This window comes from Mucilaginibacter conchicola (assembly GCF_003432115.1).
GTDB lineage: Bacteria > Bacteroidota > Bacteroidia > Sphingobacteriales > Sphingobacteriaceae > Mucilaginibacter > Mucilaginibacter conchicola.
Genome location: NZ_QWDC01000005.1, coordinates 17001 through 43997 on the forward strand (window position 1 = coordinate 17001; position 26997 = coordinate 43997).

General features: G+C 46.9%; 30 protein-coding genes. 23 read left to right on the forward strand and 7 right to left on the reverse strand.

All coding sequences use genetic code 11. From position 1 onward, the window contains the following. Positions 1 to 23: 23 nt before the first annotated feature. From D0C36_RS22645 to D0C36_RS22720, 16 genes are all read left to right on the forward strand, one after another. Positions 24 to 1142, forward strand: a complete 1119-nt coding sequence (locus D0C36_RS22645) for a hypothetical protein (RefSeq protein ID WP_117394014.1) — start codon at positions 24 to 26, stop codon at positions 1140 to 1142. A gap of 95 nt (positions 1143 to 1237) precedes the next feature. After that, complete coding sequence (locus D0C36_RS22650) at positions 1238 to 2071, forward strand: RteC domain-containing protein (protein WP_117394015.1); 834 nt, start codon at positions 1238 to 1240, stop codon at positions 2069 to 2071. A 112-nt stretch (positions 2072 to 2183) separates the two neighbouring features. After that, positions 2184 to 2732, forward strand: coding sequence for a hypothetical protein (locus D0C36_RS22655; RefSeq protein ID WP_147322084.1), 549 nt, complete (start codon positions 2184 to 2186; stop codon positions 2730 to 2732). Between the two features lie 10 nt (positions 2733 to 2742). Then, positions 2743 to 3072: a DUF4134 domain-containing protein gene (locus D0C36_RS22660; RefSeq protein ID WP_117394017.1), complete on the forward strand. Its 330-nt coding sequence runs from the start codon at positions 2743 to 2745 to the stop codon at positions 3070 to 3072. Positions 3073 to 3082: 10 nt separating this feature from the next. Next, positions 3083 to 3403 carry a DUF4133 domain-containing protein gene (locus D0C36_RS22665; protein WP_117394018.1) on the forward strand — a complete coding sequence of 107 codons (321 nt, stop codon included), beginning with the start codon at positions 3083 to 3085 and terminating at the stop codon, positions 3401 to 3403. Continuing rightward, positions 3400 to 5874, forward strand: a complete 2475-nt coding sequence (locus tag D0C36_RS22670) for a TraG family conjugative transposon ATPase (RefSeq protein WP_117394019.1) — start codon at positions 3400 to 3402, stop codon at positions 5872 to 5874. Before D0C36_RS22665 ends, D0C36_RS22670 begins: the two co-directional genes overlap by 4 nt. Positions 5875 to 5885: 11 nt before the next feature. Next, positions 5886 to 6260 (forward strand): hypothetical protein, encoded by a 375-nt coding sequence (locus D0C36_RS22675; RefSeq protein ID WP_117394020.1) that lies wholly within the window; start codon positions 5886 to 5888, stop codon positions 6258 to 6260. Between the two features lie 40 nt (positions 6261 to 6300). After that, complete coding sequence (locus tag D0C36_RS22680; protein ID WP_199502125.1) at positions 6301 to 6984, forward strand: conjugal transfer protein TraI; 684 nt, start codon at positions 6301 to 6303, stop codon at positions 6982 to 6984. Continuing rightward, entirely contained in the window at positions 6971 to 7663 is a 693-nt protein-coding gene (locus D0C36_RS22685) for a hypothetical protein (RefSeq protein ID WP_117394021.1), read from the forward strand. Before D0C36_RS22680 ends, D0C36_RS22685 begins: the two co-directional genes overlap by 14 nt. Before the next feature lie 11 nt (positions 7664 to 7674). Beyond that, positions 7675 to 8328 carry a TerB family tellurite resistance protein gene (locus D0C36_RS22690; protein ID WP_233524556.1) on the forward strand — a complete coding sequence of 218 codons (654 nt, stop codon included), beginning with the start codon at positions 7675 to 7677 and terminating at the stop codon, positions 8326 to 8328. Between the two features lie 4 nt (positions 8329 to 8332). Next, positions 8333 to 9529, forward strand: a complete 1197-nt coding sequence (gene traJ, locus D0C36_RS22695; RefSeq protein WP_117394022.1) for a conjugative transposon protein TraJ — start codon at positions 8333 to 8335, stop codon at positions 9527 to 9529. 12 nt (positions 9530 to 9541) lie between these two features. Then, positions 9542 to 10159 (forward strand): conjugative transposon protein TraK, encoded by a 618-nt coding sequence (traK, locus tag D0C36_RS22700; protein ID WP_117394023.1) that lies wholly within the window; start codon positions 9542 to 9544, stop codon positions 10157 to 10159. A 4-nt stretch (positions 10160 to 10163) separates the two neighbouring features. Then, positions 10164 to 10499, forward strand: coding sequence for a hypothetical protein (locus D0C36_RS22705; protein ID WP_147322085.1), 336 nt, complete (start codon positions 10164 to 10166; stop codon positions 10497 to 10499). Positions 10500 to 10505: 6 nt separating this feature from the next. Beyond that, positions 10506 to 11597: a conjugative transposon protein TraM gene (traM, locus tag D0C36_RS22710; RefSeq protein WP_233524557.1), complete on the forward strand. Its 1092-nt coding sequence runs from the start codon at positions 10506 to 10508 to the stop codon at positions 11595 to 11597. 1 nt (position 11598) lies between these two features. Continuing rightward, complete coding sequence (locus D0C36_RS22715) at positions 11599 to 12633, forward strand: hypothetical protein (protein ID WP_117394025.1); 1035 nt, start codon at positions 11599 to 11601, stop codon at positions 12631 to 12633. 39 nt (positions 12634 to 12672) lie between these two features. Further along, positions 12673 to 13785, forward strand: a complete 1113-nt coding sequence (locus tag D0C36_RS22720) for a hypothetical protein (protein WP_147322086.1) — start codon at positions 12673 to 12675, stop codon at positions 13783 to 13785. A gap of 35 nt (positions 13786 to 13820) precedes the next feature. Here the strand turns inward: D0C36_RS22720 and D0C36_RS22725 are convergent, their stop codons facing one another. Continuing rightward, complete coding sequence (locus D0C36_RS22725; RefSeq protein ID WP_147322087.1) at positions 13821 to 14198, reverse strand: hypothetical protein; 378 nt, start codon at positions 14196 to 14198, stop codon at positions 13821 to 13823. A 25-nt stretch (positions 14199 to 14223) separates the two neighbouring features. Between D0C36_RS22725 and D0C36_RS22730 the strand changes: the two genes are divergently transcribed. Further along, a complete protein-coding gene (locus tag D0C36_RS22730; RefSeq protein ID WP_117394028.1) occupies positions 14224 to 14430 on the forward strand; it encodes a hypothetical protein in 207 nt (68 codons plus the stop codon). Here D0C36_RS22730 and D0C36_RS22735 read toward each other — a convergent pair. Further along, positions 14413 to 15936 carry a phosphoenolpyruvate carboxykinase (ATP) gene (locus D0C36_RS22735; RefSeq protein WP_117394029.1) on the reverse strand — a complete coding sequence of 508 codons (1524 nt, stop codon included), beginning with the start codon at positions 15934 to 15936 and terminating at the stop codon, positions 14413 to 14415. The genes D0C36_RS22730 and D0C36_RS22735 overlap by 18 nt on opposite strands. 280 nt (positions 15937 to 16216) lie before the next feature. On the opposite strand from D0C36_RS22735, the gene D0C36_RS22740 reads away from it, so the two are divergent. Both D0C36_RS22740 and D0C36_RS22745 read left to right on the forward strand, forming a co-directional pair. Continuing rightward, a complete protein-coding gene (locus D0C36_RS22740; protein WP_117394030.1) occupies positions 16217 to 17230 on the forward strand; it encodes a class 1 fructose-bisphosphatase in 1014 nt (337 codons plus the stop codon). Next, positions 17214 to 17699, forward strand: a complete 486-nt coding sequence (locus D0C36_RS22745) for an Lrp/AsnC family transcriptional regulator (protein WP_117394031.1) — start codon at positions 17214 to 17216, stop codon at positions 17697 to 17699. Before D0C36_RS22740 ends, D0C36_RS22745 begins: the two co-directional genes overlap by 17 nt. Before the next feature lie 466 nt (positions 17700 to 18165). On the opposite strand, the gene D0C36_RS22750 is transcribed toward D0C36_RS22745, so the two are convergent. After that, the gene (locus D0C36_RS22750) at positions 18166 to 18939 is read right to left on the reverse strand and encodes a DNA-formamidopyrimidine glycosylase family protein (RefSeq protein ID WP_117394032.1); all 774 of its coding nucleotides are present in this window, start codon (positions 18937 to 18939) and stop codon (positions 18166 to 18168) included. Between the two features lie 11 nt (positions 18940 to 18950). Then, a complete protein-coding gene (locus D0C36_RS22755; protein WP_117394033.1) occupies positions 18951 to 19178 on the reverse strand; it encodes a hypothetical protein in 228 nt (75 codons plus the stop codon). Between D0C36_RS22755 and D0C36_RS22760 the strand changes: the two genes are divergently transcribed. Next, entirely contained in the window at positions 19177 to 20124 is a 948-nt protein-coding gene (locus D0C36_RS22760) for a DUF72 domain-containing protein (RefSeq protein ID WP_233524558.1), read from the forward strand. The two genes, D0C36_RS22755 and D0C36_RS22760, sit on opposite strands and share 2 nt — an antisense overlap. Positions 20125 to 20214: 90 nt before the next feature. On the opposite strand, the gene D0C36_RS22765 is transcribed toward D0C36_RS22760, so the two are convergent. From D0C36_RS22765 to D0C36_RS22775, 3 genes are all read right to left on the reverse strand, one after another. Continuing rightward, positions 20215 to 20400 (reverse strand): hypothetical protein, encoded by a 186-nt coding sequence (locus D0C36_RS22765; RefSeq protein ID WP_117394034.1) that lies wholly within the window; start codon positions 20398 to 20400, stop codon positions 20215 to 20217. Positions 20401 to 20493: 93 nt separating this feature from the next. Beyond that, positions 20494 to 21153: a hypothetical protein gene (locus D0C36_RS22770; RefSeq protein WP_117394035.1), complete on the reverse strand. Its 660-nt coding sequence runs from the start codon at positions 21151 to 21153 to the stop codon at positions 20494 to 20496. A gap of 77 nt (positions 21154 to 21230) precedes the next feature. Beyond that, entirely contained in the window at positions 21231 to 21485 is a 255-nt protein-coding gene (locus tag D0C36_RS22775) for a hypothetical protein (RefSeq protein WP_117394036.1), read from the reverse strand. 88 nt (positions 21486 to 21573) lie between these two features. Here D0C36_RS22775 and D0C36_RS22780 point away from each other — a divergent pair, with 88 nt between their 5' ends. Genes D0C36_RS22780 through D0C36_RS22790 form a run of 3 tightly spaced genes read left to right on the forward strand, consistent with a single transcriptional unit; the run spans position 21574 to position 26994 of the window. After that, on the forward strand, positions 21574 to 22299 hold the full coding sequence (locus D0C36_RS22780; RefSeq protein ID WP_117394037.1) for an ImuA family protein: 726 nt from the start codon (positions 21574 to 21576) through the stop codon (positions 22297 to 22299). Further along, a complete protein-coding gene (locus tag D0C36_RS22785) occupies positions 22292 to 23794 on the forward strand; it encodes a Y-family DNA polymerase (RefSeq protein WP_117394038.1) in 1503 nt (500 codons plus the stop codon). Before D0C36_RS22780 ends, D0C36_RS22785 begins: the two co-directional genes overlap by 8 nt. Further along, positions 23791 to 26994, forward strand: coding sequence for an error-prone DNA polymerase (locus tag D0C36_RS22790; RefSeq protein ID WP_117394039.1), 3204 nt, complete (start codon positions 23791 to 23793; stop codon positions 26992 to 26994). Before D0C36_RS22785 ends, D0C36_RS22790 begins: the two co-directional genes overlap by 4 nt. Positions 26995 to 26997: the final 3 nt, after the last annotated feature.

A 26997-nucleotide genomic window follows, 5' to 3' on the forward strand; every position in this document is an offset into this window, starting at 1 on the left:
ATGAACATCTTAAACTTCCTTAATTGCTCCGATCAGAATTACATATCATTGAAGCTTTTATCGGCCGGTACGTCTACCCGTCGGGAGAGGTCGCTGTTGTCACTAACGAGCAGTTAGGGGAGCTTTTTGCAGAAATCTCCGTTCAATTCCGCGCGGCGATCCTGCAGCAATTCTTTGGTGGTCACCGTGATGCCTCCCTGATCCGTTATATCCGGTTCCACCAGGCCGGACTGATCAGACTCGCCAACGATATTTCTACCTTTTATGGCAGCGACGGCGAGGGTGTAAATGGCCCGGCACAGATCATCGGCGAGGGATTAGACGCCCTCATGGACCATCTTGAAATATCCTACCAAAAATACATCGACAAGGATATTTCGTTAAGCGATTATGCCATGCGGCATCTGGAACAAACGGTGATCGAAGATACCAGTACATTTTTTGATAATACGGAGAACCCGCAGGAAACAGCTTTACTAACGGCTGTCACTTGCTCACTTGCCCAACTGGTTGAAAACGCTGGTCCGGGAGGGCTTAGCTTCCGCCAGCGAGAATCCATCATACAAGCCATACAAACGGTGAGGATCTGCCGGGACATTGAATCGGACGATCGGGCAGGACGGATATTTTTGCTGCTTTACAGGCAAAATTTTAACTGCCCGGCATTTGTAAACTGGTTCAAAAACAGGGTTGAAGCAACACATCATTCAAAGGCAGGTCCACCTGAGCTACGTGCCGGCGAATTATGCCGTAGGTTGACTGAAACGGGGATGAACCCTGTACCCTCGATCGATCCCGCATTTCCTCCCGTTAATGAGACCCTCCTGACCTGGCTGATCGACCGTGCGGGACTGCAGGATAAACCTGCAGAGAAGGGGAATACGGTACCTTTAAATTGCTCTGTTCCACAACTGGCACTTTTCACCCGGTTGCTTTATCAGACAGGTAGCTTTCCGGTGACGAATATATCTGACCTTTTTCGCTTTTTCAGCCGGAATTTCACAACAAAAAAGCAGGAACATATTTCGATCAAAAGTTTCCGCAAGGCTTTCTATTCCAGCGAACAATCCACGGCAGCCGTCGTACTGGATATTTTGAAAAGAATGACCGTCCAGGTTGAAACCCTTTACTTCCCAAAATAACCCCACACCCTATCACAATGTGACCCAGCAGTCCTTGTTCGGTACACCTGCAAGCATTAGCCGGTGGCAGGACTGTTCAACTAAACTAAAAGTCCATGATCGTGAAATTTAGTGAACGGCTATATGCCGATCTGCACAGAGATCTTAATGAGATCACACTTGAAGAGGACCAAACCATCAAACGTTTGGAGCGAGCCATTTACTGTTCCCTTAAATACATGCGCAAGCTGAAAGATTTCTGCAAGCTCAACGCCCCGAAGACCGTTGATGACGAGATCCAGTTCTTTAAAAGTATCAAGCCGAAGTTTAAATCCCAGCTGATCTATTATCAATCCCTATTACATATAGAGATCCGCAAACCCATCGGTGAAAGCAAGGTGGTGAGGGATTATTTCCTGAACGAGCTCAGGGTGCTCCACCATTTTTTTGAAAGTAACCTGTCTTTCTACCAGTATATCAGGACAAACGCAAGCTACCTTGACCAGTTCTATTTCGTCCGGGGTAATTATGACGTCCACCTGGATCCTGACCAATGTATCATCGATTTCGACCCCGACTTCAGCACCACGCATGATCACAAACTTGCACAGGTGCTGGCAAGCGAACTGCTACAGGACCACCTGGAGCAGTCGATCCTGCGGTACAGCCAAAAAGATACCGTGGTGCAGTCTGACCCCGAACTCAGGGAATTTGACTGGAAGCAAACGAAGGTCGCGCTCATTGAACTGATCTACAGCTGGCATGCCACAGAAGCGTTCGGAAAGAAAAATCTTAAAAGTATCGTCAAGTTCATCGAGCGTGCATTTAACGTTTCGCTCGGCAATTTTTACGATACGTATGACTGGCTTTGCGGACGCCAGACGCCGACCGCCTATTTAGACGAGATGAAGGCGGCATTCCTGACCAGGCTCCAGAAAAAGCTGCGATAAAAAGGTAAAAAGTCGCACTCCGAGTCGGACACACTCGGAGTTGCGGCCGCCTCTGCCTGCCGAACTTTGAACTATCGCAATGACAATAGGGTCATTGTTAAAATTCAAAGCCATGCTACAACAATTCACCTGGCAAAACTACATTACGCTGATCGCTCTCCTGCTGATCGTTTACTACGGTTACATTCTTTTGAGATGGTACCGGACCGAGATCCGAGCAACGATCAAAAGTAACAAAAGCCAAAGCCCCCTTTTCCCCTCCAGTTTCAATTCCCCGGAGCAACCGGATGTGATCGGGATCGCCAAACCCGTCCAGGGTGCTGCGATCCACGGAGAGGAACTACTGTTCGCGCCGTCAGAGGAAGCGGAGAACTACGGCGCAAATCCCATCCCGGTCAAAGAAGATAATGAACTGGTGAGCGCATTTTCCGATATGGTCGCAGAGATCAAGACGCTTATCCGTGTCATTGCCGACTCCAATGACAGCAGGGAAAATTTCGAAATGCTCTTTCAACTGGAGGTCCAGAAATTCGGCCTGCTGGCCGGAACGCCTTACCAGGAGAAGGTCAATCATTTCCTCATTAAAGAAAGTGCCGGAAAATTTCCATTCGGACTGCATATCAGCGAACTCGACAATTACTGGCAAACTATTCAAGCTTAACGATACCGCCATGAAAAAAAGAATGAAAAAATCAGGCCATCATTTATACAAAGTGCTGGGGACGGCCATCATCATCTTCGCCGCTGCAGCCGGCTCCTATGCACAGGACGGCAATGCCGGTATCAGTGAAGCCACCAACCAGGTCAAAGGATATTTTGGTACGGGCACGCAACTGATGTACGCCATCGGGGCGATCGTTGGCCTCGTCGGCGCCATCAAGGTCTATAAGAAATGGAACGATGGCGAGCATGATACTGGGAAGGTAGCATCGAGCTGGTTCGGCAGCTGCATTTTTCTAGTCGTCGTTGCGACCGTTTTAAAATCATTTTTTGGCGTTTAATGTGATTCCAATGGCTATTTACAAGATCAATAAAGGGATCAACAAACCCATCGAATTCAAGGGACTGAAAGCACAATACATCGGTTACCTGGGCGGGGGTCTCGTGATCTTGCTCATCGCTTTTGCCCTGCTTTATTTATTCGGGATACCTGTTATTCTATGCGTGATCCTGATCAGCGCGGCGACCGCGGTCCTGTTCCACCAGGTATTCCGTATGAGTAAGAAATACGGCGAACACGGGCTGATGAAAGCGACAGCAAAACGGCTCCTCCCCGACTTCCTGAGATTCAGCAACAGAAAATTATTTACCGGATTAAAGACAAGACCATGAATACACACCGCACAGCAGAACAGGTATTTCCTGTTTATAAAGTACAGAATGACGCGATGCTTTCCGTCGCAGGAGATGTCACAATAGGTTACCGTCTTAAATTGCCGGAAGTTTTCACCATGTCACAAGACGAATTCAATGCGATCCATGAAAGCTGGGTGAAAGCGCTTCGATTACTTCCTGCCAACAGTATATTTCATAAACAGGATTGGTTCGTCAAAACCCGGCATGAAGCTGCGTTCATGGACGACGATCTGATCAGGTCTTTTTTGTCGCATAGCAGCGAGCGCCACTTTCACGAACGCGCTTATCTTGCCCACCACTCTCACCTTTTTCTCACGAAAAAAAATGACAGATCAAGACCACAGACCAGTGCATTCAGCTCACTGATGAGAAAACGCATCGCCCCCGCCCAAGCAACGTCACCCATACTTTTCCGCGATTTCGAAGACCGGTGCGGGCAGTTTGTGCGCCTGATGGAAGACAGCGGTCTGGTCAGTTTGGAGCGGCTCTCGGATGAGGACCTTTCGGGGTCACTGAGCTCTCCCGGGGTGCTTGAACAATATTGCTTCCTGGCCGGCAGCAATGACATCCCGGTTCTGAAAGATATCCATATCGGCGAGCGTCTAAGCATCGGCAACAATGAATGCCAGTTATATACGTTGGGCGATGCGGAAAACCTGCCTGCTATATGCGGACCAAGGGTCACTTACGACCGGTATAGTACGGACAAAACAAAGTTCAGTACCGGGTTCGCCTCGCCTGTCGGTGCGTTACTGAAGTGCGACCACCTCTACAACCAGTTCATTTTCATTGGCGAGAACGACAAGACGATCAAGCAACTGGAAGCGAAAAAACTCCGCTTACAGTCTTTATCCGCTTACTCCCGGGAAAACGCGATCAGCAGGGATGCGACACAGGATTTTCTGAACGAAGCGATCGGAGAACAGCGGCTGCCGGTAAAGGCACATTTCAATATCCTCGCCTGGACCGAGGACAAAAGCGAGCTGAAGGATATCCGCAACATGGTGAGTTCCTCCCTCGCGCAGATGGACGCGCAACCCAAACTCGAGACGGACGGTGCACCGCAGATCTGGTGGGCAGGATTGCCGGGTAACGAGGGCAGCTTCCCGATGAATGACACCTTTGACACGTTTGCCGAGCAGGCCTGCTGCTTCCTGAACGCAGAGACCAACTACCGGACCAGCATCAGTCCTTGTGGCATTCGTCTCGGCGACAGGCTTTCCGGCCAGCCCGTTCATGTGGACATCAGTGATGAGCCGATGAAAAAAGGGATCACCACGAACAGGAATAAATTCATCCTGGGACCATCAGGCAGCGGCAAATCCTTTTTTACTAACCATATGCTCCGGAGCTATCACGAACAAGGTGCCCATATCGTATTGGTCGACGTGGGGCACAGTTACCAGGGCCTTTGCCAATTCGTTGACGGCTATTATTTTACTTACGGTGAAAGGACGCCCATCAGTTTCAATCCGTTTTTTATCGGTGAGGGCGATCAGCTCGACAGCGAAAAAAAAGAGAGCATCAAGGCGATGATCCTTGCCCTTTGGAAAAAGGAGGATGAAGGCGTTCAGCGATCAGAATACATTGCCATATCCGACGCACTTTTCCACTATTACAAAAAACTGGAGTCGGCCCCGGACATTTTTCCCTGTTTCAACAGCTTTTATGATTTTCTATCGCAGGACTTTTATACGTCGATGAAGGCATCAAAGGTAAAGGACCACCGGTTCGATATCGACAACCTGCTCTTCGTGCTTAAGCCATATTACAAGGGCGGCGAATACGATTACCTGTTAAATTCGAACGACAACCTCGACCTCCTGCAACAGCGGTTCATCGTCTTTGAACTCGACAATATCAAAGACCATCCGATCCTGTTCCCGGTTGTCACGCTGATCATCATGGAAACCTTTGTATCTAAAATGCGGAAGCTCGAAAAAGGGATCCGAAAAATGATCCTTATTGAAGAAGCCTGGAAAGCGATCGCCCGTGAGGGAATGGCGGAATACATCAAATATCTGTTCAAAACGGTAAGGAAATATTTTGGCGAAGCGATCGTCGTCACACAGGATATTGAAGACATCATCAGCTCGCCGGTGGTCAAACAGGCGATCATCAATAACAGCGATTGCAAGATCCTGCTGGATCAGCGGAAATACCAGAATGACTTTCCGAAGATCCAACAGTTGCTGGGGATCACCGACAAGGAAACAGCCCTGATCATGAGCATGAACAGGGACAATGACGAGACCCTGAAATACAAAGAAGTATTCATCAGCCTGAATGGCCAGCTCTCCAAGGTCTATCGCACAGAGGTCAGTCCTGAAGAGTACTGGACCTACACTACTGAGGCCTCCGAAAAAGCCCTCGTTCAGGAGTATGCAGAGAAATATGGGAGCATGAAGAAAGCAATCGCTACTATCACACAAGAAAATAACGTCTAAAAAACAGAAATATGAAAAACTCCAAATTTATCGCAGTCAGCGCATTAATCGTAGCCTACTCCTGCAATTTACCAGCTTCGAATAACCTATCCGGCACCTATGTCCATAATGGAAAAAATGAATATAGTGTAGCTTACGACACAATAAGGATAAGTCCTATTACCGATGGAAAAACTTATAACGTTTCCGAACACATTGGATACCATCCTATCAAAGATGGCATACTTAGACCAAAGGAATTTAAAATAAAGACATGGCAGGCGACTTGGGATCAAGAAAAAAACACGCTTTCTGAAAACCAGTTCGCTCAACAATTCTACTATGATCCGAAGTCGAAAACGCTAACTAGCGGCTCCGCGATATTCTTAAAAATCAAAGACAATTGAACGATCGTTTTGCGGCGCAAAAAGTAAAATAAAAAGTATCATGGAATCGATAAAAAAACTTTCCGTTTTATTGAGTATCGCTCTAATTCTCAGCTTTCTCGGACAAGAGGCTCGGGCACAATTTGTTGCGACTGAGGTTATCAAGATCACAGTCAAGCGGGTGATCAAAGCGATCGACCTGAAAGTACAACGTTTGCAAAACAAAACGATCTGGCTGCAGAACGCGCAAAAAGTGATTGAAAACGAATTATCTAAATTCAAATTAACAGAGATCTCTGACTGGACGCAACGACAGCAAAAGCTTTACAGCGATTATTATACAGAGCTCTGGAAGATAAAATCCACGATCGCGTATTATCAGCGAATCAAAGATCTAACCGTCAAGCAGGCAAAGATCGTGACGCATTATCGGCGTAGCTGGTCCCTTTTCCAACAAGACGGACACTTTAGGCCAGGCGAGCTCAGTCACATACAAGATGTCTATTCCGGAATATTGAAAGCCAGCCTGGAGAATCTCGATCATATACTATTGGCTATTGATAGCTTTAAAATGCAAATGACGGACGAACAACGGTTAGAGCTGATCAACAAAGCCGGCAACAGGTTAGACCAAAACTATGATGACCTTCTCGAATTTGACCGGGAAAACATCCGGCTGAGCCTCGAAAGAAGTAAAGATGTAAACGATACGAAAACCATAAAAAATCTCTATGGAATCAATTGAGCAAATCAACAGAACAGCCGGTTCGCTACGAAAAAAAAGCAAAGCTTTATTATCGTATACCTTGTTGACGTTAGCTGCGACCATTGCATTCAGCAACGCTGAGGCGCAGACGTTCTCAGAATGGTTCTTTCAGGGGAGCACCCAGAAAAAATACCTGTTGCAGCAGATAGCCGCCCTTCAGGTCTATTCCGGTTATCTTTCTAAGGGCTACCGGATCGCAAACGGAGGCTTGGGTTACATCGGTAAAGAGCTCAGGAAGGAATTTAGTGAACACCGGGTCTTTTATGATAAGTTGCGGACCGTCAATCCTTCGTTCAGGAACGATCCACGCTTTCAAGAAATCATCGAATGGCAGCAAAGTATAATTCGCTTGACCGGGGAGATTCGCAAGGTCAGGTCACCAGGCAGCGAAGAAAGGTATTACCTGGCGAGGGTCTGCAATGCGCTCCTGCGTGATTGCGAAAGCCAGATATCCGCGCTGGAACAAGTAATGATTGATGGCAGGACACAAATGGATGATGAGGAACGTATGAGCAGAATCCAGATCATTCATCAAAGAATGGAGTCAAACTATCTTTTCGCATCGACGCTAAACGCCCAGGTGTGTCAGCTGAATCTACAACGTGAAACAGCGGCGAAAGACATCAGGTTTCAGAGAAAAATCAACAGTAGTTATTAAAAAAAATAATAATGGACAAGCTGATCAAAATTATACTATCGATGATGATGCTTTTGCTATTTGTGTTGACGGGAAAAAGATCGTCCGCACAGAGTCAGGAGATGCAGCAATTGTTGCTCAATATTGAAAAGCTATCACAATTGAAAAGCATTCTTGCTGATATGAAAAAAGGTTATCAGATCTACGAGCAGGGATATGGAATGATCTCCAACCTGTCTAAAGGAAACTTCAACCTGCACGATACCTTTCTGACCGGCTTGTGGGCGGTCAGCCCTGTGGTTAGGCACTACGGACGGATTGCAGATATCCTAACACAGCAGGCAAGCATCGTTACAGAGTATCATCGATCTTTTAAACGCTTTAAGTCGAGCGGGTTATTTCGACCGGGTGAGATCAGTTATATCTCCGGTGTATATGATCAGCTGGTCCGCGAGAGCCTGACCAACCTTGATGAACTGGCAACAATACTGACGGCCGGTAAGCTAAGAATGTCGGATGCGGAGCGGATAAGGGCGATCGACCGGATCTATAACAGCAGTTCTGATAAGCTGGATTTTCTCAGATACTTCAACCGGCGTGCGGGACTGCTGGGTATGCAACGATCCCGGGAAGCGTCGGAAGATCATAACATAGGCCAGCTTTACGGTATTACGCCAAACAACTAAAGCCATGAAAAAAAATCTTTTATCAACCGCATTTTTTGCGGTAACGGGAATTCTTTTCCCATTAATTTCTAAAGCCGAGGGTGTCGCCGGGAGTATAGGCGGGTTGCAAAACACTTTGAACAATGTCTACAACGAAATGCTGCCCATGTGTTCTCAACTTGTAGGCACGGGTCGTGCGATCGCAGGCTTCGGCGCACTATGGTTCATCGGCAGCCGCGTTTGGCGCCAGATCGCGAACGCCGAGGCGATCGATTTCTATCCTCTGATGCGCCCTTTCGGGCTTGGTCTTGCTATCCTGCTGTTCCCAACTGTCATTTCCGTCATGAATGGCATCCTTCAGTCGACGGTCAGTGCCACGGGCCATATGGTTAAAAATTCAGACGCAGCGATATCCGCTTTGTTAAAGGCCAAACAAGAGGCAATTGAAAAAACCGATAGCTGGCAGATGTATGTTGGAGAAAATGGTGACGGCGACCGCGCCAAGTGGTATAAATATACTCACAGGGACGACCCTGCAGGTAAAGACGAAGGCATTTGGGCTAGTGTCGGCAATGACATGAAATTCGCCATGGCTAAAGCATCCTACAACTTCCGGAACACTGTAAAGCAATGGATGTCAGAGGTGCTCCAGGTCTGTTTCCAGGCGGCAGCATTGTGTATCAATACCATCCGTACTTTTTTCCTGATCATCCTGGCCATCTTAGGTCCGCTTGTTTTCGGGCTTTCTGTTTACGACGGCTTTCAGCAAACGCTTTCCATATGGTTATCAAAATACATCAACGTCTTTTTATGGTTGCCAGTGGCCAATGTATTCGGTTCGATCATCGGCAAGGTGCAGGAAAATATGCTAAAGCTGGATATCAGTCAGGTGCAGAGCACGGGCGATACCTTTTTCAGCTCCACCGATACGGCATACCTGATCTTTCTCCTCATTGGCATCATCGGATACTTTACCGTACCGAGTGTCGCCAATTATATCGTCAACGCAGGCGGGTCACACGGCTTGCTACATAAAGTAACCGCAATGAGCAGCGCCATAACGCTGCAGGCCGGAGCTTCCGCAGGAGGACGAATTCATCAGGGTGCTAGTAATGTCCTGAATACACCGAGGTACGTTAGTGAAGGCTGGACCTCGGCGGAACGTCCCGCAGGAGAAACTTCAGGCAATGAGCGTCAAGTCAATAAAATCAATGGTAAATAAAATCAAACGATCATGTTCACACACTTAAGAAACATCGAGACCGCTTTCAGCCATGTGAAAAGGTTCAGTTACCTGCTCATCACCGGTTGCGTGATTATTTCCTGCTTTGCGCTGTTTAAAAGTTTCGAAGCAACGCAAATGGCTTCCGAACATATTTACATCCTCGCAAATGGAAAAGCGCTTGAAGCGTTCGCAGCCGACCGAAAGGATAACATCCCGGTGGAAGCACGGGACCATGTCAAAAGCTTCCACCAGCTATTCTTCAACCTCGACCCGGACGAAAAAGTGATCAGCGCCAACATTGGAAAAGCGTTGTACCTGGCTGACGAAACCGCAAAGAACCAATATAATGACCTGAAGGAGAAGAGTTACTTCAATAACTTGATCTCCGGCAATATCAGCCAGCGGGTCAATGTCGACAGCATTGCACTCGATATGAATGTTTACCCCTATTATTTTAAGTGTTATGCAACAGAAAAACTTATCCGTGCCACTTCTACGACGGACCGGAGTTTAATAACCCAGGGATACCTCCGCAATGTAAGCCGATCCGACAACAATCCACACGGCTTTCTTATCGAGAAATGGGAAACGCTGGCGAATAGCGATACAACCATCATTAAAAAATAATCATATGAAAACAGTGAACACACCATCAGAAAAACGGCATTTACTGTCATTAAGCGACCATTTCGCCTACATAATCGCGCGGCAAATTGCCCATTTCAGTAGCATGCTCGCGACTTTGGCTGACCGGTTCTTCAACCGAATGACTATCGGATGGAAAAAAACCGTCTTTATCCTGGCAGGTATGACATTCTCTTTTTTGCTCCTAAGGGGATTTGTTGCAGGTTCGCCGATACCGGCCCACCCTTCTGTTCAGTTGGAAATGATACATATCGGCCAGGCGTCCGGTCTACCCGGTGGTGAACAGCCGATCATTCAACCCGATACCATTAATACAAAATAAACGATCATGGAAACCAAAGAAACGCAAAGCAGCACGATGTTAAACCCGGACTTTTTAAGAAAAAGACGGTTCATGTTAATTATTCCTGTATTGGTCATCCCTTTCCTGACGATGGCTTTCTGGGCACTCGGCGGAGGGGTCAGCCGCTCGCAGCTTTCAAAAACGAAAACTAAGCCCGGGATCAATACTACACTCCCTAAAGCCCGCTTCAACAACGACCAGGGAAAAGACAAACTGGCTCTATATAAGCAATCCCAACTGGATTCCGCCGCAAGATCCGGGGAAGGTGTAAACAGCGCATTTATCAAAGAAATGGGACTGGCAGATCCAACAGCAAAACCGGGGTTTTCAAGACCAGCGAGCGATCAGCGCGAAGAAGCGGGCGAAACTGCTGACCGGATCAATCAGAAACTTGCGCTTATCAATAAACAGATCAATATGCCGCCGCCTGAAAAAGCGAGGGGTGTTCCGGAACGTCAAAGTGAGGATGTCAGCAGGTTGCACAAAATGATGAAATCGATGAACAGTGGCCAGGCAGACCCGGAAATGCGACAGCTTAACCAGATGCTGGATAAGATCCAGGCCATTCAAAACCCGGAATCGGCGCAGGCGAAACCATCACTTCCTGCTGATACGAAACCATTCCGGGCGATCCCGGCGGTGATCGATGGGAAGCAAAAGGTCGCTGACGGAGCTGTCGTCCGGTTAAGGCTCAGCGATACGACCACGATCAAAAATCAACTGCTCAATAAGGGACAGCTTCTTTTCGGGGCATGCCAGGTGACCAACCAGCGTCTTTTGCTGACCATCAGGAACATACGAACAGAGAACAACATCATTCCGGTGGACCTGACCGTATTCAGCCAGGATGGTATGCCGGGTATACCTGCTCCAGAAGCAGAGCTGGCAGGCTCGGCAAGTTACGGGGCGGATAACGCCATACAAAGCATGCAGGTATTATCAATGGATCAGTCCATCGCCGGCCAGGCGGCTGCGGGCGGGGTAAATGCAGCGAAAAACCTCTTTGGCAAGAAGTTAAAAAAGGTCAAAGTAAAGCTAAAAGACCAATTCCCGGTATTGCTAAAAATCAACAGATAATATGAACCATCTTCCAAACAGGGTTCTCAAGGCATTGAATGACTGGGATGACCATCAAAAAGATCTTGAGAAAACATTCCAGCATAGTAAAATGGACGCAGAAAGTGTAAGTCTTTTAAGACTCAATTATCTGCGCAGAGAGAAGAATAGGATTGAAAAGATCGCCCGTTCAGATGAAATGCCTTTTATTGTATTGCTGCAACGGCAGATCGCCCGTCTTGAGAGAGAACTTTATCCAAACCTTTTTCTACGTGTATTTATGCGTTTGAAAGATCGCTGGTTAGATGGACCGGCACACTTCAGCAGACAGGCAGCAATAAAGAACGCCAACTTTAATGCCCTAACCGAGCAGCTTCGGCAAAGTGGGTTCAATTATATTAACGGCAAGCTTGATCAGTATCTGCAGGACGGATCAAGGCTGGTCAGTATCCCACTAAGTTGCCAACTTAATGAAGTTAAATGCTTTACTGCCCGTCTCCATTTTCAGCAAAATATTGAGGGTAGTTATTTTCTGGAGCGAATCGCAGCTGAACTGCTTGAAAAGGGTGGATCAGTGCGCTCACATTCCTTTGAACTCAAAAATTGGCCGGGAATCGAGGCGACGCAAATGCTCAATCTTTTAGAAGGGAAAGCGATCAAACAACACTTTCTTAACGCAGAAGGCAGGTCTGCTGAGCGTTGGCTTGAACTGGGGAAATATGGTGTCCAATCGTACCATCCCGACAAACCCTTTGACCTGCATACCATATTAAACGAATTGGGTATTCCCTTAGAAGATGGAAGAAAAATAATCAATCAATTAGAAAACGGACATACAGTGCCTGTGGTGCTTAAAAGTGGAAAAATCACCAGGCCTGTCAGTCTGCAAGCTGACCCCGCAAACGGGTGTATCAGGGTCACTGATGTAGAAAAATTAAACGTTTCACCTATCGCGAATCAGAATAGCTTACGACAAAAAGCTGCCGAAGAACCAGGGCTCACTCCCGGCTCGTTGCAGAAGCGAAAAGTTTCGAACCGCAGACATGTCAAACTATAAACAGTCATGAATCCATCGATAAACTTTCAGGAACTCAAAATGCAGCTGGCAGAGCTTGGCTTAAGCTCACCTGCTGTCATTGATGAACTTCGTACCCAGATACTCAACGGACCTCAACTATTTAATATCAGGACAAACGAGTATGCTACCGATCTCGACATCATGTTCGACTCGACTTTGCATAATGGCTACCAGATCTTATCGATCGAAGCATCGGTGCCGGTAGCGGGTAAGCAAAACGAACAAATGTTTCAATTGCTCGAACCGGATGTACCCGCCATTGTCGCAAGCGAATTAATGCATCTTACGATATTAACCATGCCGGACCGGGATCCCAATTACCCAATGAACTTGCCTGAGGTCAAGCACCATATCAATAACTTAAAATCAAATATTATGAACACGCAAAATTTAGAATTTCTGAACAAGACGCTGCTGAACCTGGGTTTCGGCGAAAAGCTTAACACTTTATTGGAAAAAAACATTTCCGAGAACAAGCCGGAATTCGCCCTGCTCACCAGTCAAACTTACGACCAGAAAGACGTTGCTTACGCTTTGCATTTTAAAGCCGGCAGTGAGAATGAAATGTACTTCCTCAATAAATTCGACGCTGCAGTAAATGAAAAACCTGATGAAAAGCAAACCTTTTACATCAATAAAGGCAACGGCATTACAGCTAAGGAAGCTTTCAACTTAATGGAGGATCGTGCAGTTTACAAACAACTGTTCAACAAAGAGGGCGAAAAGTACCATGCCTGGCTCAAGCTCGACGGGGAAAACCTTACAGAGGGAGGCAACAAAAAATTCAAGCAATGGAACGACAATTACGGATACGATCCTGAGCAATTGCTAAAAGGGAAGGGTATCAAGGAAATGGATGGCGGACAAAGTCAGGGAAACCTGATGCGCTCGCTGAAAAAAGGGAATGCCGCTCAGATCACCGCCCAGGTTGACGGCTCAGAGAAAAAGTTCTTCATTACGGCAAATCCACAATTTAAAACGGTGGATTTGTATGATCAGCAGATGAAACGTATCAAACGCGAAGAACTGCTCACGCCTACAGCAAAAAAAGCCACCGAACAAAAACAGACGCAGCAGCAAAATGAGGCGCTGCCTGCAAAAAAGCAGCGCGGGCGTAAGGTCAGTGCATAACCATAAAGCCTGCGAAATCGCAGGCTTTATGTCTTTTATAAAGGACCGTTCTCTTTTTCAATAATACGCTGAATGGCTTCGGCAACCTGGATGATCTCATCTCCTGATAGGATGCCATCTTCATATAACCAATCGGTGTGATCATGCTGGTCGAATACGATGGACCCGGCATCGCGGTTATCGAGTGTTTCGGGATCGCTAATGGTCAGTTCGTAAACCCCGCGACATTCATATCCTCTCCCTTCAGTTCCCTCTACGACCTCATGCACCGGTGAAACATGAACCAGCACCGGTTTACCGTCCTCATCGGTCAATGTTGTTATTATTGGCTCATACATAGGCGTTTCAATTGTTGCTGATCTACAGCAAAATCCCTGCCTGTTCTTAAATCCGCTAAAATTTTTCCCTAACAATAAGCTGAATCCCTAACTTTGCCGTATGTCCGAAAGATTCGAAGCCCATCACGAACACCGCACGTATTACTTTTACATTGTTTCAAAAGAACCCGAAGAATTAAAGATCACAATGTACAACACGCCCTATACTTTTATAAAGCAAGACCATCACTGGGTCAATCATCCCGGCAATGCAATGAACATGGTCGAGGCATTGATCTACGCAGTAATTTTAGCGGCAGGCTACTAAACCCTGATTGAGTTCCATAGCGAACTGCCCGGCGAGGCGTTCTGCGGCGTCATCGTAGGCCAGCGGATCCGGCCAGTTCGCCCGCGGATCTAAGGTACTCTCGGGCACCCCACTGCATTTCAACGGCACCCGCAGTCCCAGAAATGTGTGCTTTTTATACATCCCCTTATCCAATTCGCCTGATAAGACGGCCCGTACTAATGCGCGGGTTTCATCAAGCCCTATGCGTTTACCAATGCCGTATGGCCCACCGGTCCATCCTGTATTCAACAGCCAGACAACGGGTTGAAAACTATCTATCCTATCCAAAAGCATATTCGTGTAATGTTCCTTCGGTAACGGTAAGAAAGGAGCGCCGAAGCAGGGGCTGAAAACGGGTTTCGGTTCACGCTCGCCGTGTTCCGTTCCTGCAACACGGGCGGTGTATCCTGTCAGGAAAAAGTCCCGGACCTGCTCTTTTGTAAGTCGGCTAAGTGGCGGGAGTACGCCATACGCATCGCAGGTAAGAAAGAAAATGTTCTTCGGGTGCCCTCCCACAGCGGGCATTTTTGCTCCGGGTATGAAGTCAAGCGGGTAACTCACCCGAGTATTTTCAGTTAATGTAACGTCATCAAAATTGATCTTTTTCGTGCCCGGATGGAACAGTGTATTCTCTACCAATGCTCCTGTTCTTACAGCATGATAAATCGAGGGTTCCCGCTCTGCGGTCAAACCCTGAATTTTTGCGTAACAACCGCCCTCGAGATTGAATACCCCATTGTTCGACCAACCGATCTCATCGTCCCCTATCAAACGCCGACCGGGATCAGCACTAAGGGTCGTCTTTCCGGTACCGCTTAAGCCAAAGAACAAAGCGACACCTTCTTTTCCTTCGCTCGCGCTGCAGTGCATTCCCAGTACATCTTTATAGACCGGGAGTAACAGGTTCAGAATGCTGAATACCGATTTTTTGATCTCCCCGGTATAAGCGCTGCCACCGATCAATATCGTTTTGGCCTCGAAAGATATCACGGTAAAATTACTGTTCTTCGTTCCGTGCAGCTCAGGATCAGCCAAAAAACCCGGTGCATGCATCAAATGCCAGTGTTCCGGCACGTCACTTCCCGGTGCGGCATCAATAAATAAATTGGATGCGAAAAGATTGCTTTGCGGATCTTCAGTGATCACCCTGACCGGAAGGCTGTAAGCGGGATCTGCACAAGCGGTAACGTCCCTTATCCAGACTTCGGGCAGGCGCTCGATGTAGTTCGTAATATCGGTAAGCAATTTAAAAAAATGATTCTTGTTGATCGGCTGATTCAGATGGTTCCAATCGACGAGATTTTCGGTCCCCGCTTCTTTAACGATGAATTTATCAGCGGGGCTCCTTCCTGTAAATTTTCCCGTACTGATCACCAATGCCCCGCAATCGCTTTCGATCGCATGGCCTCTGGATAAAGCTTGTAATGTCAGGTGCTCGGGCGATAACTGATAGTGGATATGGGTTTTAAATGAGAAGATGGTCATAGTGGTCGAATTGGTTAGGCAAAGGTTGCCCTAACCCAAAGAAATAGCCATACTGCGGTTAAACTTTAGAAAAAGTGACTACAAAAAATCTGAAATTCTACTTTTTTTCTTGTTTTGCGCGCTACTTTGTTTAAATCCAGAAATTATTGATCGTTTTCGATGATCAAATACACTTAGACACGCTTCAACCTCCATCAATCATGTTGCCTATCAACTTAAATATTACCTATGTTAGCCGTACTAATTCGAGCACTCAAAATCGTATTAAATACACTAAGCCATGCCAAAAGAGATCAATTTATACCGGTTCATGAAAGGCCGGAACGAAGATAATCAGGATTTGATAACAGCTCTCGAACATATGAGCAAAGCAGCGATCATTATCAGCGATCAACTGGCCGGACAGTTACATTTGATGAGCCCGTCTGCTGAAAGCATAAACCTTCATGGCGAAATTCAACATTACCTGGATCAATTTGCAGAACAACAATTCCTCAATGCGTTAACGGACAGTGACAGTTGCTTTGCCGTCATATCGGAAGAACAGGAAGATTATATACAGCTGTCGAGTGCCTTATCCCAACGAGCCCGGTATATCATCGCACTTGATCCGTTGGATGGCTCTTCAAATATAGATGTCAATGTTCCGGTAGGCAGTATTTTCAGTATCTACGACCGGTTCAAAAGTGCATCACCTAACCATCCTGCTGCTGTCCTGCAGGATTCAGGCAGCCAGGTAGCTGCCGGGTATTTTCTTTACGGACCGGCAACAATGCTTGTAATGGCCTTATCAGACCAGGTCAATGGATTTACACTCGACCGCAGCCTTCACGAATTCATTCTCTCACACCCTGACATTCGTATTCCGGAGAACGGCAGCATTTATTCCGTTAATGACGGCAACTATCACCAGTTTGACCGGGGCACCCAAAATTATCTACGATTCTGCCGCCAACAGGAGGAATTCTATGGCTCTGCATTCACCGCCAGGTACATCGGATCAATGGTAGCAGACATTCACCGGACGCTTTTCCGCGGGGGGATATTCCTTTATCCCGCAACAACAGCTGCGCCTAGTGGGAAATTGAGATTGGCGTACGAATGTCGCCCTATGGCCTACATTATTGAAAAAGCCGGAGGCCTGGCGAATTCGGGACCAAAAAATATTCTCGAGATCGATCTGTCATCTCCTCATCAACGGGCCCCTGTCGTGATGGGGTCGGCCGAAATGGTCCGTACCGCACAAAATTTTTTAAACTCTTCATTGCCTGTAACCTGTGAACAATCCTTTTAGACCAGATAAAACTGACCTTGAGATTCTCCGTTTGCTGGAGCAAGATGGAAGAATGCCACATAAGGTGATCGCTCAACACGTACACAAGTCAATCACCCCAATACATTCAAGGCTGGCAAAGCTGCAAAACGAAGGATATATCCGGCGCTTCACAGCCTTGCTTAACCCCAGGAAGATCGGCCGCGGGTTAACTGCTTACACACAGGTTATACTAAAGGTGCATTCACAGGAAAGCCTGGAAAATTTCATGAAACAGGCCGAAAAGATCAACGAGGTAATGGAGTGTTACCATCTGACAGGAGCCTTTGACTTTTTACTGCGTATTACCATTAGGGACATGGATGCTTACAATGAATTATTGCTAAAGAAACTCAGTAATCTCCCTGAGGTCGCGCAAATGCAAACCTCTTTTGTTATTTCAGAAGCTAAATATAATACGGCGTATTTCTATTCCAGGAGCGATGAATAACCTCTCAGCATTTTTGAAACAAAATTTCATGACAATACCAGAATTTAAGCTGAAAGCTACATGGTTGAAAATTCGAAATTATTGACCAACGAGAATTCAAGGCATACGAACTCTAAGATAGTAAAACCATAGAGCACGTTGATCGATAATCTGTTACGCGATAAGTTTCCGAATTAGGCAATCGATGTTCTCATAGAATAAGCCTGACCCCTCGCGGTTCAGGCAAATCAATTGCACATTATTCAGTCTGAACTGATAACTTAATTAACTAACAAATATTTGAAATATTTTACAGTTTGCCTCATGAAAAGCAGGATTTTATGGTATAAATGGTGATACCAGCCAATTACATTTAAAAAAAATGTTGTACTTTTTATTAGCCTATAAACACAGACAAATTGGTCGTAGTTCCGTTTCTGTGAAGAGAATATTTTAACTCTGCAACAAACTTCATATAGCTTTCTGACTAATCAAAAAGTTCCTGGCTTTTTGTAAAATATGTTTTACGCTTGTCTATCTCTATTTTCAAAATGTCCTCGCCCGACAGCGTAACCGATTGCTTTGGCCGATGCACTTGCAGAAAATCGCGCTCCTTCTCACTGATCGTATCGGGAAAATTCTGTTGTATATGGGCTTCAGCATTATTCAACACCGTCACGATCGCACTCTCAAGTCTGACGATACGGTCATGAGGTATTTTATCTGACTTGGATAAAGGTGAGATTTTTGCTTCGTAGAGTATTTCATCAACATAAGCGTTTCCAATCCCACCAACTGTTTTCCCATCCGTTAACACCGTCTTGATCGGCTTCTGACTTTTTGAAAGTGCCGCCGACAGGTACGCTGGTGGAATAATCAACGCATCGGGAACTTTTACAGGCCTTGGATCAAGCGTTAATATTACCGCTTTCTGCCAGTCAGTTATCGCCAGTCCTGTCCCGTCACCAAACATCAATTCCGCAATGGTAAACTTATTTTCGTTGTTCCCGGTATACCAATGCATTGACCCGTGCAACATCAGATGAAGGCCCAGAACATGCTGGTTCTCAAATGAGAAATGAAGTTCCTTGCCTACCCGCTCTATTCCAGCCAGGATCTGTCCTTGTAATGCATCCTGAAAAACATTCTCTTCGTCCTTCAACCGCCTGGTCACCAGAAGATCAATTCGGGCCAGCTTCTGACCCACCAGTTGTTTTGCAAGATTATTTCTAAAAATGTTCAGATCAGGTATTTCCGGCATGGCATTAAACTTTATTTATATTCGCTTTCTATTCGTAAACCGATCTCATCAATGATCTTTTGTGGCAATATCACCCCTGATGCCTGTACCCAATTCCAATCCTCGGTATGAGCAACAGCTGCCATCCAGCGACCGTCGAATAACACCTCATAACCGTTGGTTTGCATGATCACTTTACAAATAACTATTTGGTCAGCATACATCAGCTCGAACTGGAAAAAAGGATTATCGACATCCATGTTCAAATATAGTTCTTACTATCCCGAAATTGATGCTTACTTTGCTTTTATGGAATTTGGTCACGTCTACGATTCACTGGAAACCGTTGATTTTGCATTACCGCAAGACACTGCACGAACAATAAAAACACTCAAAGCAAATCCTTCAAATGATTCGCTACAAGTCTATATCGGTGCCCCTAAATGGGGTCAAAAAAGCTGGACAGGAATTATTTATCCCAAAAAGACGCCCGATAATCAGTTTTTAGGCATCTATAGTCAACACTTCAACACCGTTGAATTTGGCCCAACCTTTTATATGATCTATGATAAAGATCAAATAAGCCGTTGGACTGCGCAGGTGTCGGATTCGCCGTCGTTCAAATTTTGCCCGAAATTCCCGCAAACGATCACCCATATTCGCCGACTGGCAAACGCTGAGATCCCGACGAAGGATTTCTATGACAGCTTAGCGGGCTTTGAAGATCATCTGGGACCGTTGCTGCTTCAACTGGGGGATAATTTTTCGCCCAAAAGTTTCTCAAATCTTAAGGCCTATCTTGGATCATTGGATAAGCGCATAAAAGTCAGTGTAGAGGTCAGGAACAAAAACTGGTTTAAAGATATTGAGCAACGGAATGCTTTTTTTGAATTGCTGTCGGAACTTGGCATCGGTACGATCATCAGCGACACATCCGGACGCAGGGATGCCGTTCACATGGAACTAACAACGACTGATGCTGTTATCCGGTTTGTTGGCAACAACCTTGACCCTACGGATTACAAAAGGATGGATGACTGGGCCGAACGAATCAAAACATGGGCAGATATGGGGCTTCGATCACTTTGGTTCTTTATGCATCAAAATGATGAGCGACATGTGCCTCAAGCTTGCGTTTACCTGATCGACAGACTAAATGAAAAACTCGGCACACGCATACACGCCCCTACGCTCATTGCTGACTAAGCAAGCATAATGATAACGGCATTGCTCTTTTATGAGTGTCGGGTTCAATAGATCAACTTAGACGGAGATTTTATCCTTCGTCACAGCGCTTTATTCGCTTCGCGAGACATCAGCATCCTTTGGATCAGTCTCTGTTTCTTCTTTAGAGGGCTCTTCACCCTCCAGGTTTTCCTGTACGGCATCCTTTGTGGAATCCCCATCGTCGACATTGGTATCTATGATATCATCAGGACCGGTCAGCTTTTCAATAGGTTCGTGGTGATTATTTGTGTTCATGAACTAATCTTTGCAATCAGTGTACCAAATTTGCAGAACTGAGAAAGCATCCTGAAAATATTATCGATCAACTTGACCCTACAAGTTATCCGCTCACTGATGCTCTTTATAAAACTTCCAGTTAAGCTTTAGATCGTTCATTTCATTGAACTTGAAAGCAAGTTTCTCAAAAGATCTTCGGTGGCCGCTACCCAGTAAAAATACTGCCTGATGATATTCATTATGAAAGCTGATGTTATAAATATTTTCGATCATCCGGATCTCCCGGCTCTCCTGCTCTTTGTGAAAGCGGTCGTAAAAATCTGCCAGGAACTCTTTTTGATTTGAGAATGCTATAAGCTGTTTTTCCAAAGCAGCTTTTTCGGCGAACAATTCCGCACAATAGCTGCTGTTCAGGAAACCGAACCCTTGTTCCTCTGTCAATGTTACTTGTTGCCGTTCGATCTTTCTATAAGCGTCATACCTGTTGAATTCGTTGAACATGTAATCGATATGATAATTAGACAAGGTTGCGCTTATGTCAATATCTACCGGAAAATGTTTGACCGGATAGTCTTTTAAATAATTGTGTACACATTTCAACTCCAGCACCTCCATGGGTATTTCCTGGTCGTAACAAATCTTAAATAGGTTGTCAGGCAGTTCTTCAAAAATTATCTCCGGTGCTATGCCTGATATAATTTTATATAATTCCGCCGAGGTACAGTTCCCCCGCTCTGTGTGTACCGTTGATATCAGCGTAATATCGTACATGTCTTTTTATGATAATTAAAAATGACTCCTGTTACTCGTTTCTGCCCCATCGGCCATCGGCAATGCACTAAGGATTTTCAAGGCTTCAATATTTTGAAATCTCTTTCCTGGTAAGGCGACCAGACCTTGAAAGAAAGGTCAGTCTCTCGCCGGCGGATACGTTCTATATGTGCTTTTACTGCCTCATGAATCTCTTCGTAATAAGATTGAAAACTTTGTCCTTCCGGCATCCGGAACACAAAAACGCCGTCGTCCAGGCGCAGATCATTCCCGTGTTTTGGCATTTCCTGTTTAAGAAATGTCCAGACCTTGTTTAAATACTCCTGATCCATATTAAAACAAAAATGAAAAATAATTTGTAAAACCTATAGGAAATGCTAAAAATATTAGCATAATTTTGTAGGCCAAATTTGTGGAATCATGCTTGCAACAAAAGAAGACATCATCAGTAAATTACGTCAGGACATGATACGATGGGAAGGTTTCCGCCCTCCTGTACCCGGCACGAGCGGTGATTTGGGTTTGGGCGTGCTCGCCAAATCTTTTCCGAATGGCGTATTTCCGACCGGCGCAGTTCACGAATTTATCAGCAGTTCACCCGAAGATACTGCGGCCTGCGGCGGATTTATTTCGGGAATTGTACACCAGTTGCTCAGCAATGGCGGCGCATGTCTCTGGATCAGCTATACTCGCCGTATCTATCCGCCGGCGCTAAAGCTTTTCGGTGTCGACCCGGACCAGGTCATATTTGTGGATGTTCCGGCCCAAAAGGATGTCCTTTGGGTAACGGAGGAAGCATTGAAATGTGAAGGCGTTGCCGCAGTGATCTGCGAGATCAAAGAATTGAGCTTCATGGAATCCAGGCGTCTGCAACTTGCGGTCGAAAAAAGCCGTGTCACGGGGTTTCTGCTGCGGAAAGATGTCAAAAAGATCAATACGACCGCGTGTATCACCCGCTGGCAGGTCAGGCCGGTCCGCAGTAAACTTCGGGAGGGTATGCCTGGGGTTGGTCAACCCAGGTGGCAGGTAGAATTACAGAAAATAAGAAACGGGAAACCGGGAAGCTGGACAGTAGAATGGAAAAAGCTTTCGTTCCGCACCATTGAAACGTTACCCGTACTTACAGAATGCAGACGTTATGCCTAAGCGTTTCGCATCTATATGGTTCCGGCATTTGTTAACCGATCAGAAAGCGATCCGCGAGCCCGCACTGAAAGGGAAAGCCTATGTTTTTGCAGAACCCGATCACGGACGTTTACTGATCATCGCAGCAAATGAAGAAGCCCGAAATTTTGGCGCTATTGAAGGAATGACGGTCGCAGATGCCAGAATAGTTGCACCTGACCTGATCGTTTTTGACGCTAAACCGGGACGAAATATCAAACTGCTGAAAGGCCTTGCCGAGTGGTTCCTACGCTACACGCCGCTCGTTCAACTTGATCCCCCTGACGGGTTATTGCTGGATATTACCGGGTGTGCGCACTTAAAGGGTGGTGAAACAGCTTATCTTAAAGAGATCGTGTCACGCCTGAGGAAGATCGGCTACGATATTCGTCCGGGGATTGCCGATACGATCGGTAGCGCCTGGGGCGTTGCAAGATTTGCGACCGCCGGCCTGATCGTAAAAGAAGGCGATCATCGCAATGCATTGATGCCCTTGCCTCCCTCCGCGCTTCGCCTTCCTTTTGACCTTTTGATCAAGCTGCGCAATCTTGGGTTAACCCGGATCAGTGGTTTCATCCATATGCCTAAATCAGTCCTGCGCCGGCGTTTTGGTAAAGACATGGTACTTCGCCTTCAACAGGCGCTTGGACAAGAACCTGAATACCTTTTCCCGATCAGGGAACCTGTTCCTTACCATGAGCGCCTAGTCTGCCTTGACCCTGTCCGAACACGACCGGCGATCGAGATCGGACTCAACAGGTTACTGGAAGATCTCTGCAAAAGACTATATAGTGAGGGTTTAGGTATCCGCTCTGCAATGCTCAGCTGGTACCGTATTGACGGGAAGAACGGGAGTATAACCATCGGCACCAATCATGCGAGCAACAGAACGCAGCATTTATTCAAACTATTTTTTATCAAACTGGATAACGTTGCCCCGGGAATGGGCATCGAATTGTTCCTGTTGGACGCAATACATACAGAACCTGTAAGCGATAAGCAAAGCCAGTTATGGTCATCCAGGGGCGGCGCGGAAACAGAAGAGGTCGCCGAGCTGCTTGACCGTGTTGCCGGGCGTATCGGGGCAGCACAGATCCACCGCTATCTTCCCGGCGAACACTACTGGCCGGAACGAACAGCAGAACAACACGCAGATCTGCGTAAAGCGCCCGAAAGTGAGTGGCGCACGGATAAACCCCGTCCAATGCAACTGCTCGACCGCCCGGAGCCTATCGAGGCGATGGCTTTAACACCGGACTATCCGCCAAAACTGTTCATCTGGCGTGGGCAACAGCATGTGATCGTTGGCGCGGATGGTCCGGAACGTATCGAACGGGAATGGTGGCTGGATCCGGGTGAACACCGTGATTATTACGTAGCAGAAGATGAAAGCGGTCGTCGTTACTGGCTTTTTCGCTCAGGGCATTACAGTGCCGAAAATAACCAGCATTGGTATTTACATGGATTTTTCGCATGAGTTACGTCGAATTACAGGTGACCAGCAATTTCAGTTTCCGTCGTGGCGGCAGCCACCCGGAAGAACTCGTCGATCAGGCGGCTGACCTCGGTTATGATGCGATCGGCATTACCGACCGGAATACATTTGCCGGTCTGGTAAGAGCGTATGTGGTCGCCAATGACAGGAAGATCAGGTTGGTCCCAGGTGTCCGACTGGACCTCCTCGACGGGCCTAGCTTACTAGCCTATCCGAAAGATAAGGAAGCTTATGCAAGACTATCCGCTCTACTTACCCTTGGCAATATCCGTGCGGAGAAAGAAAAATGTTTTATCTCCAAAAAGGACGTTTACGAACACGCTGAGGGAAGCTATTTCATTGTTATACCGCCCGAACAACTTACCCAGGATTTTGAATTCGAACTGGTATTCCACCACCATGTGAAGGATTACAAAGCTAACCTGCCCGACCTTTACCTGGCAGCAACACGGTATTATACGGGTGATGATGCCAAAAGGCTGTTCCTGCTCTCAGAATTAGGTGTTCCGCTTGTTGCTACCAACGATGTCCATTACCATGATGTATCCCGCCGTGAATTGCAGGATGTGCTCACCTGTGTCCGCGAGAAATGCACCATTTTCAACGCAGGTTACAAATTGCATCAGAATGCCGAGCGACATCTGAAGGAGATCACCGAAATGGAGCGCCTGTTCCGCAGCTATCCCGAGGCACTGGCCAACGCCCGTCATATCGCGGATAGCTGCAGATTCGACCTGAAGTCCTTAAAATATCAATATCCAAAGGAACTAACGACCGATGGCCGTACGCCGCAACAGCAGTTAGTATACCTCGCATGGAAGGGGGCCAATGAATTTTATAACAATGAGATCCCTCTCAAAGTCAAAAAAGCGATCGAGGAAGAACTGGATATCATTGCCGATACTGATACGCCGAACTATTTTCTCACGGTAGAAGACTATGTCAGTTGGGCAAGAAAGCAAAACATCCTTTGCCAGGGCCGTGGCTCTGCGGCGAACTCTGCTGTTTGCTTCGTGCTGGGCATTACCTCCGTCGCCCCTGATAAATCCAACCTGCTCTTTGCCCGCTTCCTTTCCAAGGAAAGAAACGAACCACCGGATATCGACGTGGATTTTGAGCATGAACGGAGAGAGGAAGTGATCCAATATGTTTTTAACCGTTTCGGACGCGACAGGGCGGCGATCCTGCCGACCGTAACGATGCTGCATTACAAGGGTGCGGTACGGGACGTAAGCCGTGCTATGGGGCTATCAGTAGATACGACGAAGATTCTTTCCGATGCATTTGGCGACCTTTCCGATGAGGAGATCACGGCACCACAGGTAGCTGCTTTGGGCCTCAATCCCGATGATCCGCATTTGTTGAAAGTTATTGAACTCACCTCGCTGATGATCGGCTTCCCGAGACAGTTGGGGCAACATACCGGCGGTTTCGTCATCACGGATGGAAAGCTCAGCGACCTTTGCCCGATCTTTCATGCACGAATGGAAAACCGTACCAATATCGAATGGAACAAGGATGATATTGATGCGCTGGGCTTTATGAAGGTCGATGTCCTGGCTTTGGGTATGCTCACCTGTATCCGCAAGGCTTTTGACCTGGTTAAACAGCATTACGGCAAAACCTTGACTTTGGCCAACATCCCGCAGGATGACCCCAAAGTTTACGAAATGATCACCGCGGCGGATACCCTCGGCGTTTTCCAGATCGAAAGCAGGGCCCAAATGTCCATGCTGCCGCGCATGAAGCCAAATTGCTTTTATGACCTGATTATAGAAGTGGCCATAGTCCGCCCCGGCCCTATCCAGGGTGATATGGTGCATCCTTATATCAGGAGAAGGAATGGAGAAGAGGCGGTAGATTATCCAAACGACGAGATCCGCTCTATTCTCGAGCGGACGCTTGGCGTACCTTTATTCCAGGAGCAAGCCATGGAACTTGCCATCGTCGCAGCAGGCTTTACCCCTGGTGAAGCAGACCTGCTGCGCCGCACGATGGCCACGTTCAAGTTCAACGGAATGGTCAGCAAATTTGAGCATAAACTCATCAATGGAATGACCCAAAGGGGGTATTCTGAGGAATATGCCCGCCGGATATTCAAACAGCTGGAAGGTTTCGGCAGCTACGGTTTCCCTGAAAGCCACGCCGCCAGTTTCGCTTTGCTGGTCTATGTATCCTGCTGGCTGAAATATTATTATCCTGAAGTTTTTTGTGCAGCCTTGCTCAACAGCCAGCCAATGGGTTTTTACCAGCCTGCGCAGATCGTAAGAAATGCGAGGGAACATGATGTTAAGATATTGCCGATAGATGTTAACCACTCTCAATGGGACAATACGCTGGAAGCAAAACAAGGGAAATATTTTGCGATGCGGATGGGCTTTCGACAGATCGACGGCATCAGGCAGGAAGAAATAGATAAACTGATCACAGGGAGGATAATTCCTTACTCAGAACCGCACCAGCTTTGCGATGCCGGCGTAAGTGTCGCAACGATGGAGAAACTGGCCAACGCAGATACTTTCCGTTCGATGGACCTGGACAGGCGACGCGCCCTTTGGGAAGTTGCGGCCTTGCACGACCGCCCTGTACAGCTGATGCAGGGCCAGCCATCGGAAAGCATGCACGAACCTGAGGTCAGCTTACCCGAGTTAAAACTATCAGAGCACGTCGTGCAGGACTACGCGACCACAGGGCTGTCCATCAAAGGCCATCCCCTGAGCTTTATCAGAGGCACACTCGATCTGTTGCACGTAATAACAGCGAAGGATGCCAACCAAAGCGAAAATAAAAAGCTGATCAAAACGGCAGGTCTTATCCTGATCAGGCAAAGGCCCGGCACAGCAAAAGGCGTTTGTTTCATCACACTCGAAGATGAGACCGGGACAACGAATCTCGTGGTGTTCCCGAAACTTTTCGATAAGTACCGTAAAGAGATCCTGCGCGCAAGATTACTGATGGTTGAAGGCGTGGTGGAACGTACGGAAGTTACCCATATCATTGTCAGAAGAATTTTCGATGTTACTAAACTTCTTGGTGATCTCACCGCGATCCGCAATGAGCAGCAGCCTGTTTTGACCTTATCCCGGGCGGATGAAAAGGCCGCGCCATTCGTTCCGATGGAAAAACCCCTGAAATCGCAACAAACCGAAGATCATTTTCATAAGGGAAGGAATTTTAAATAAGCT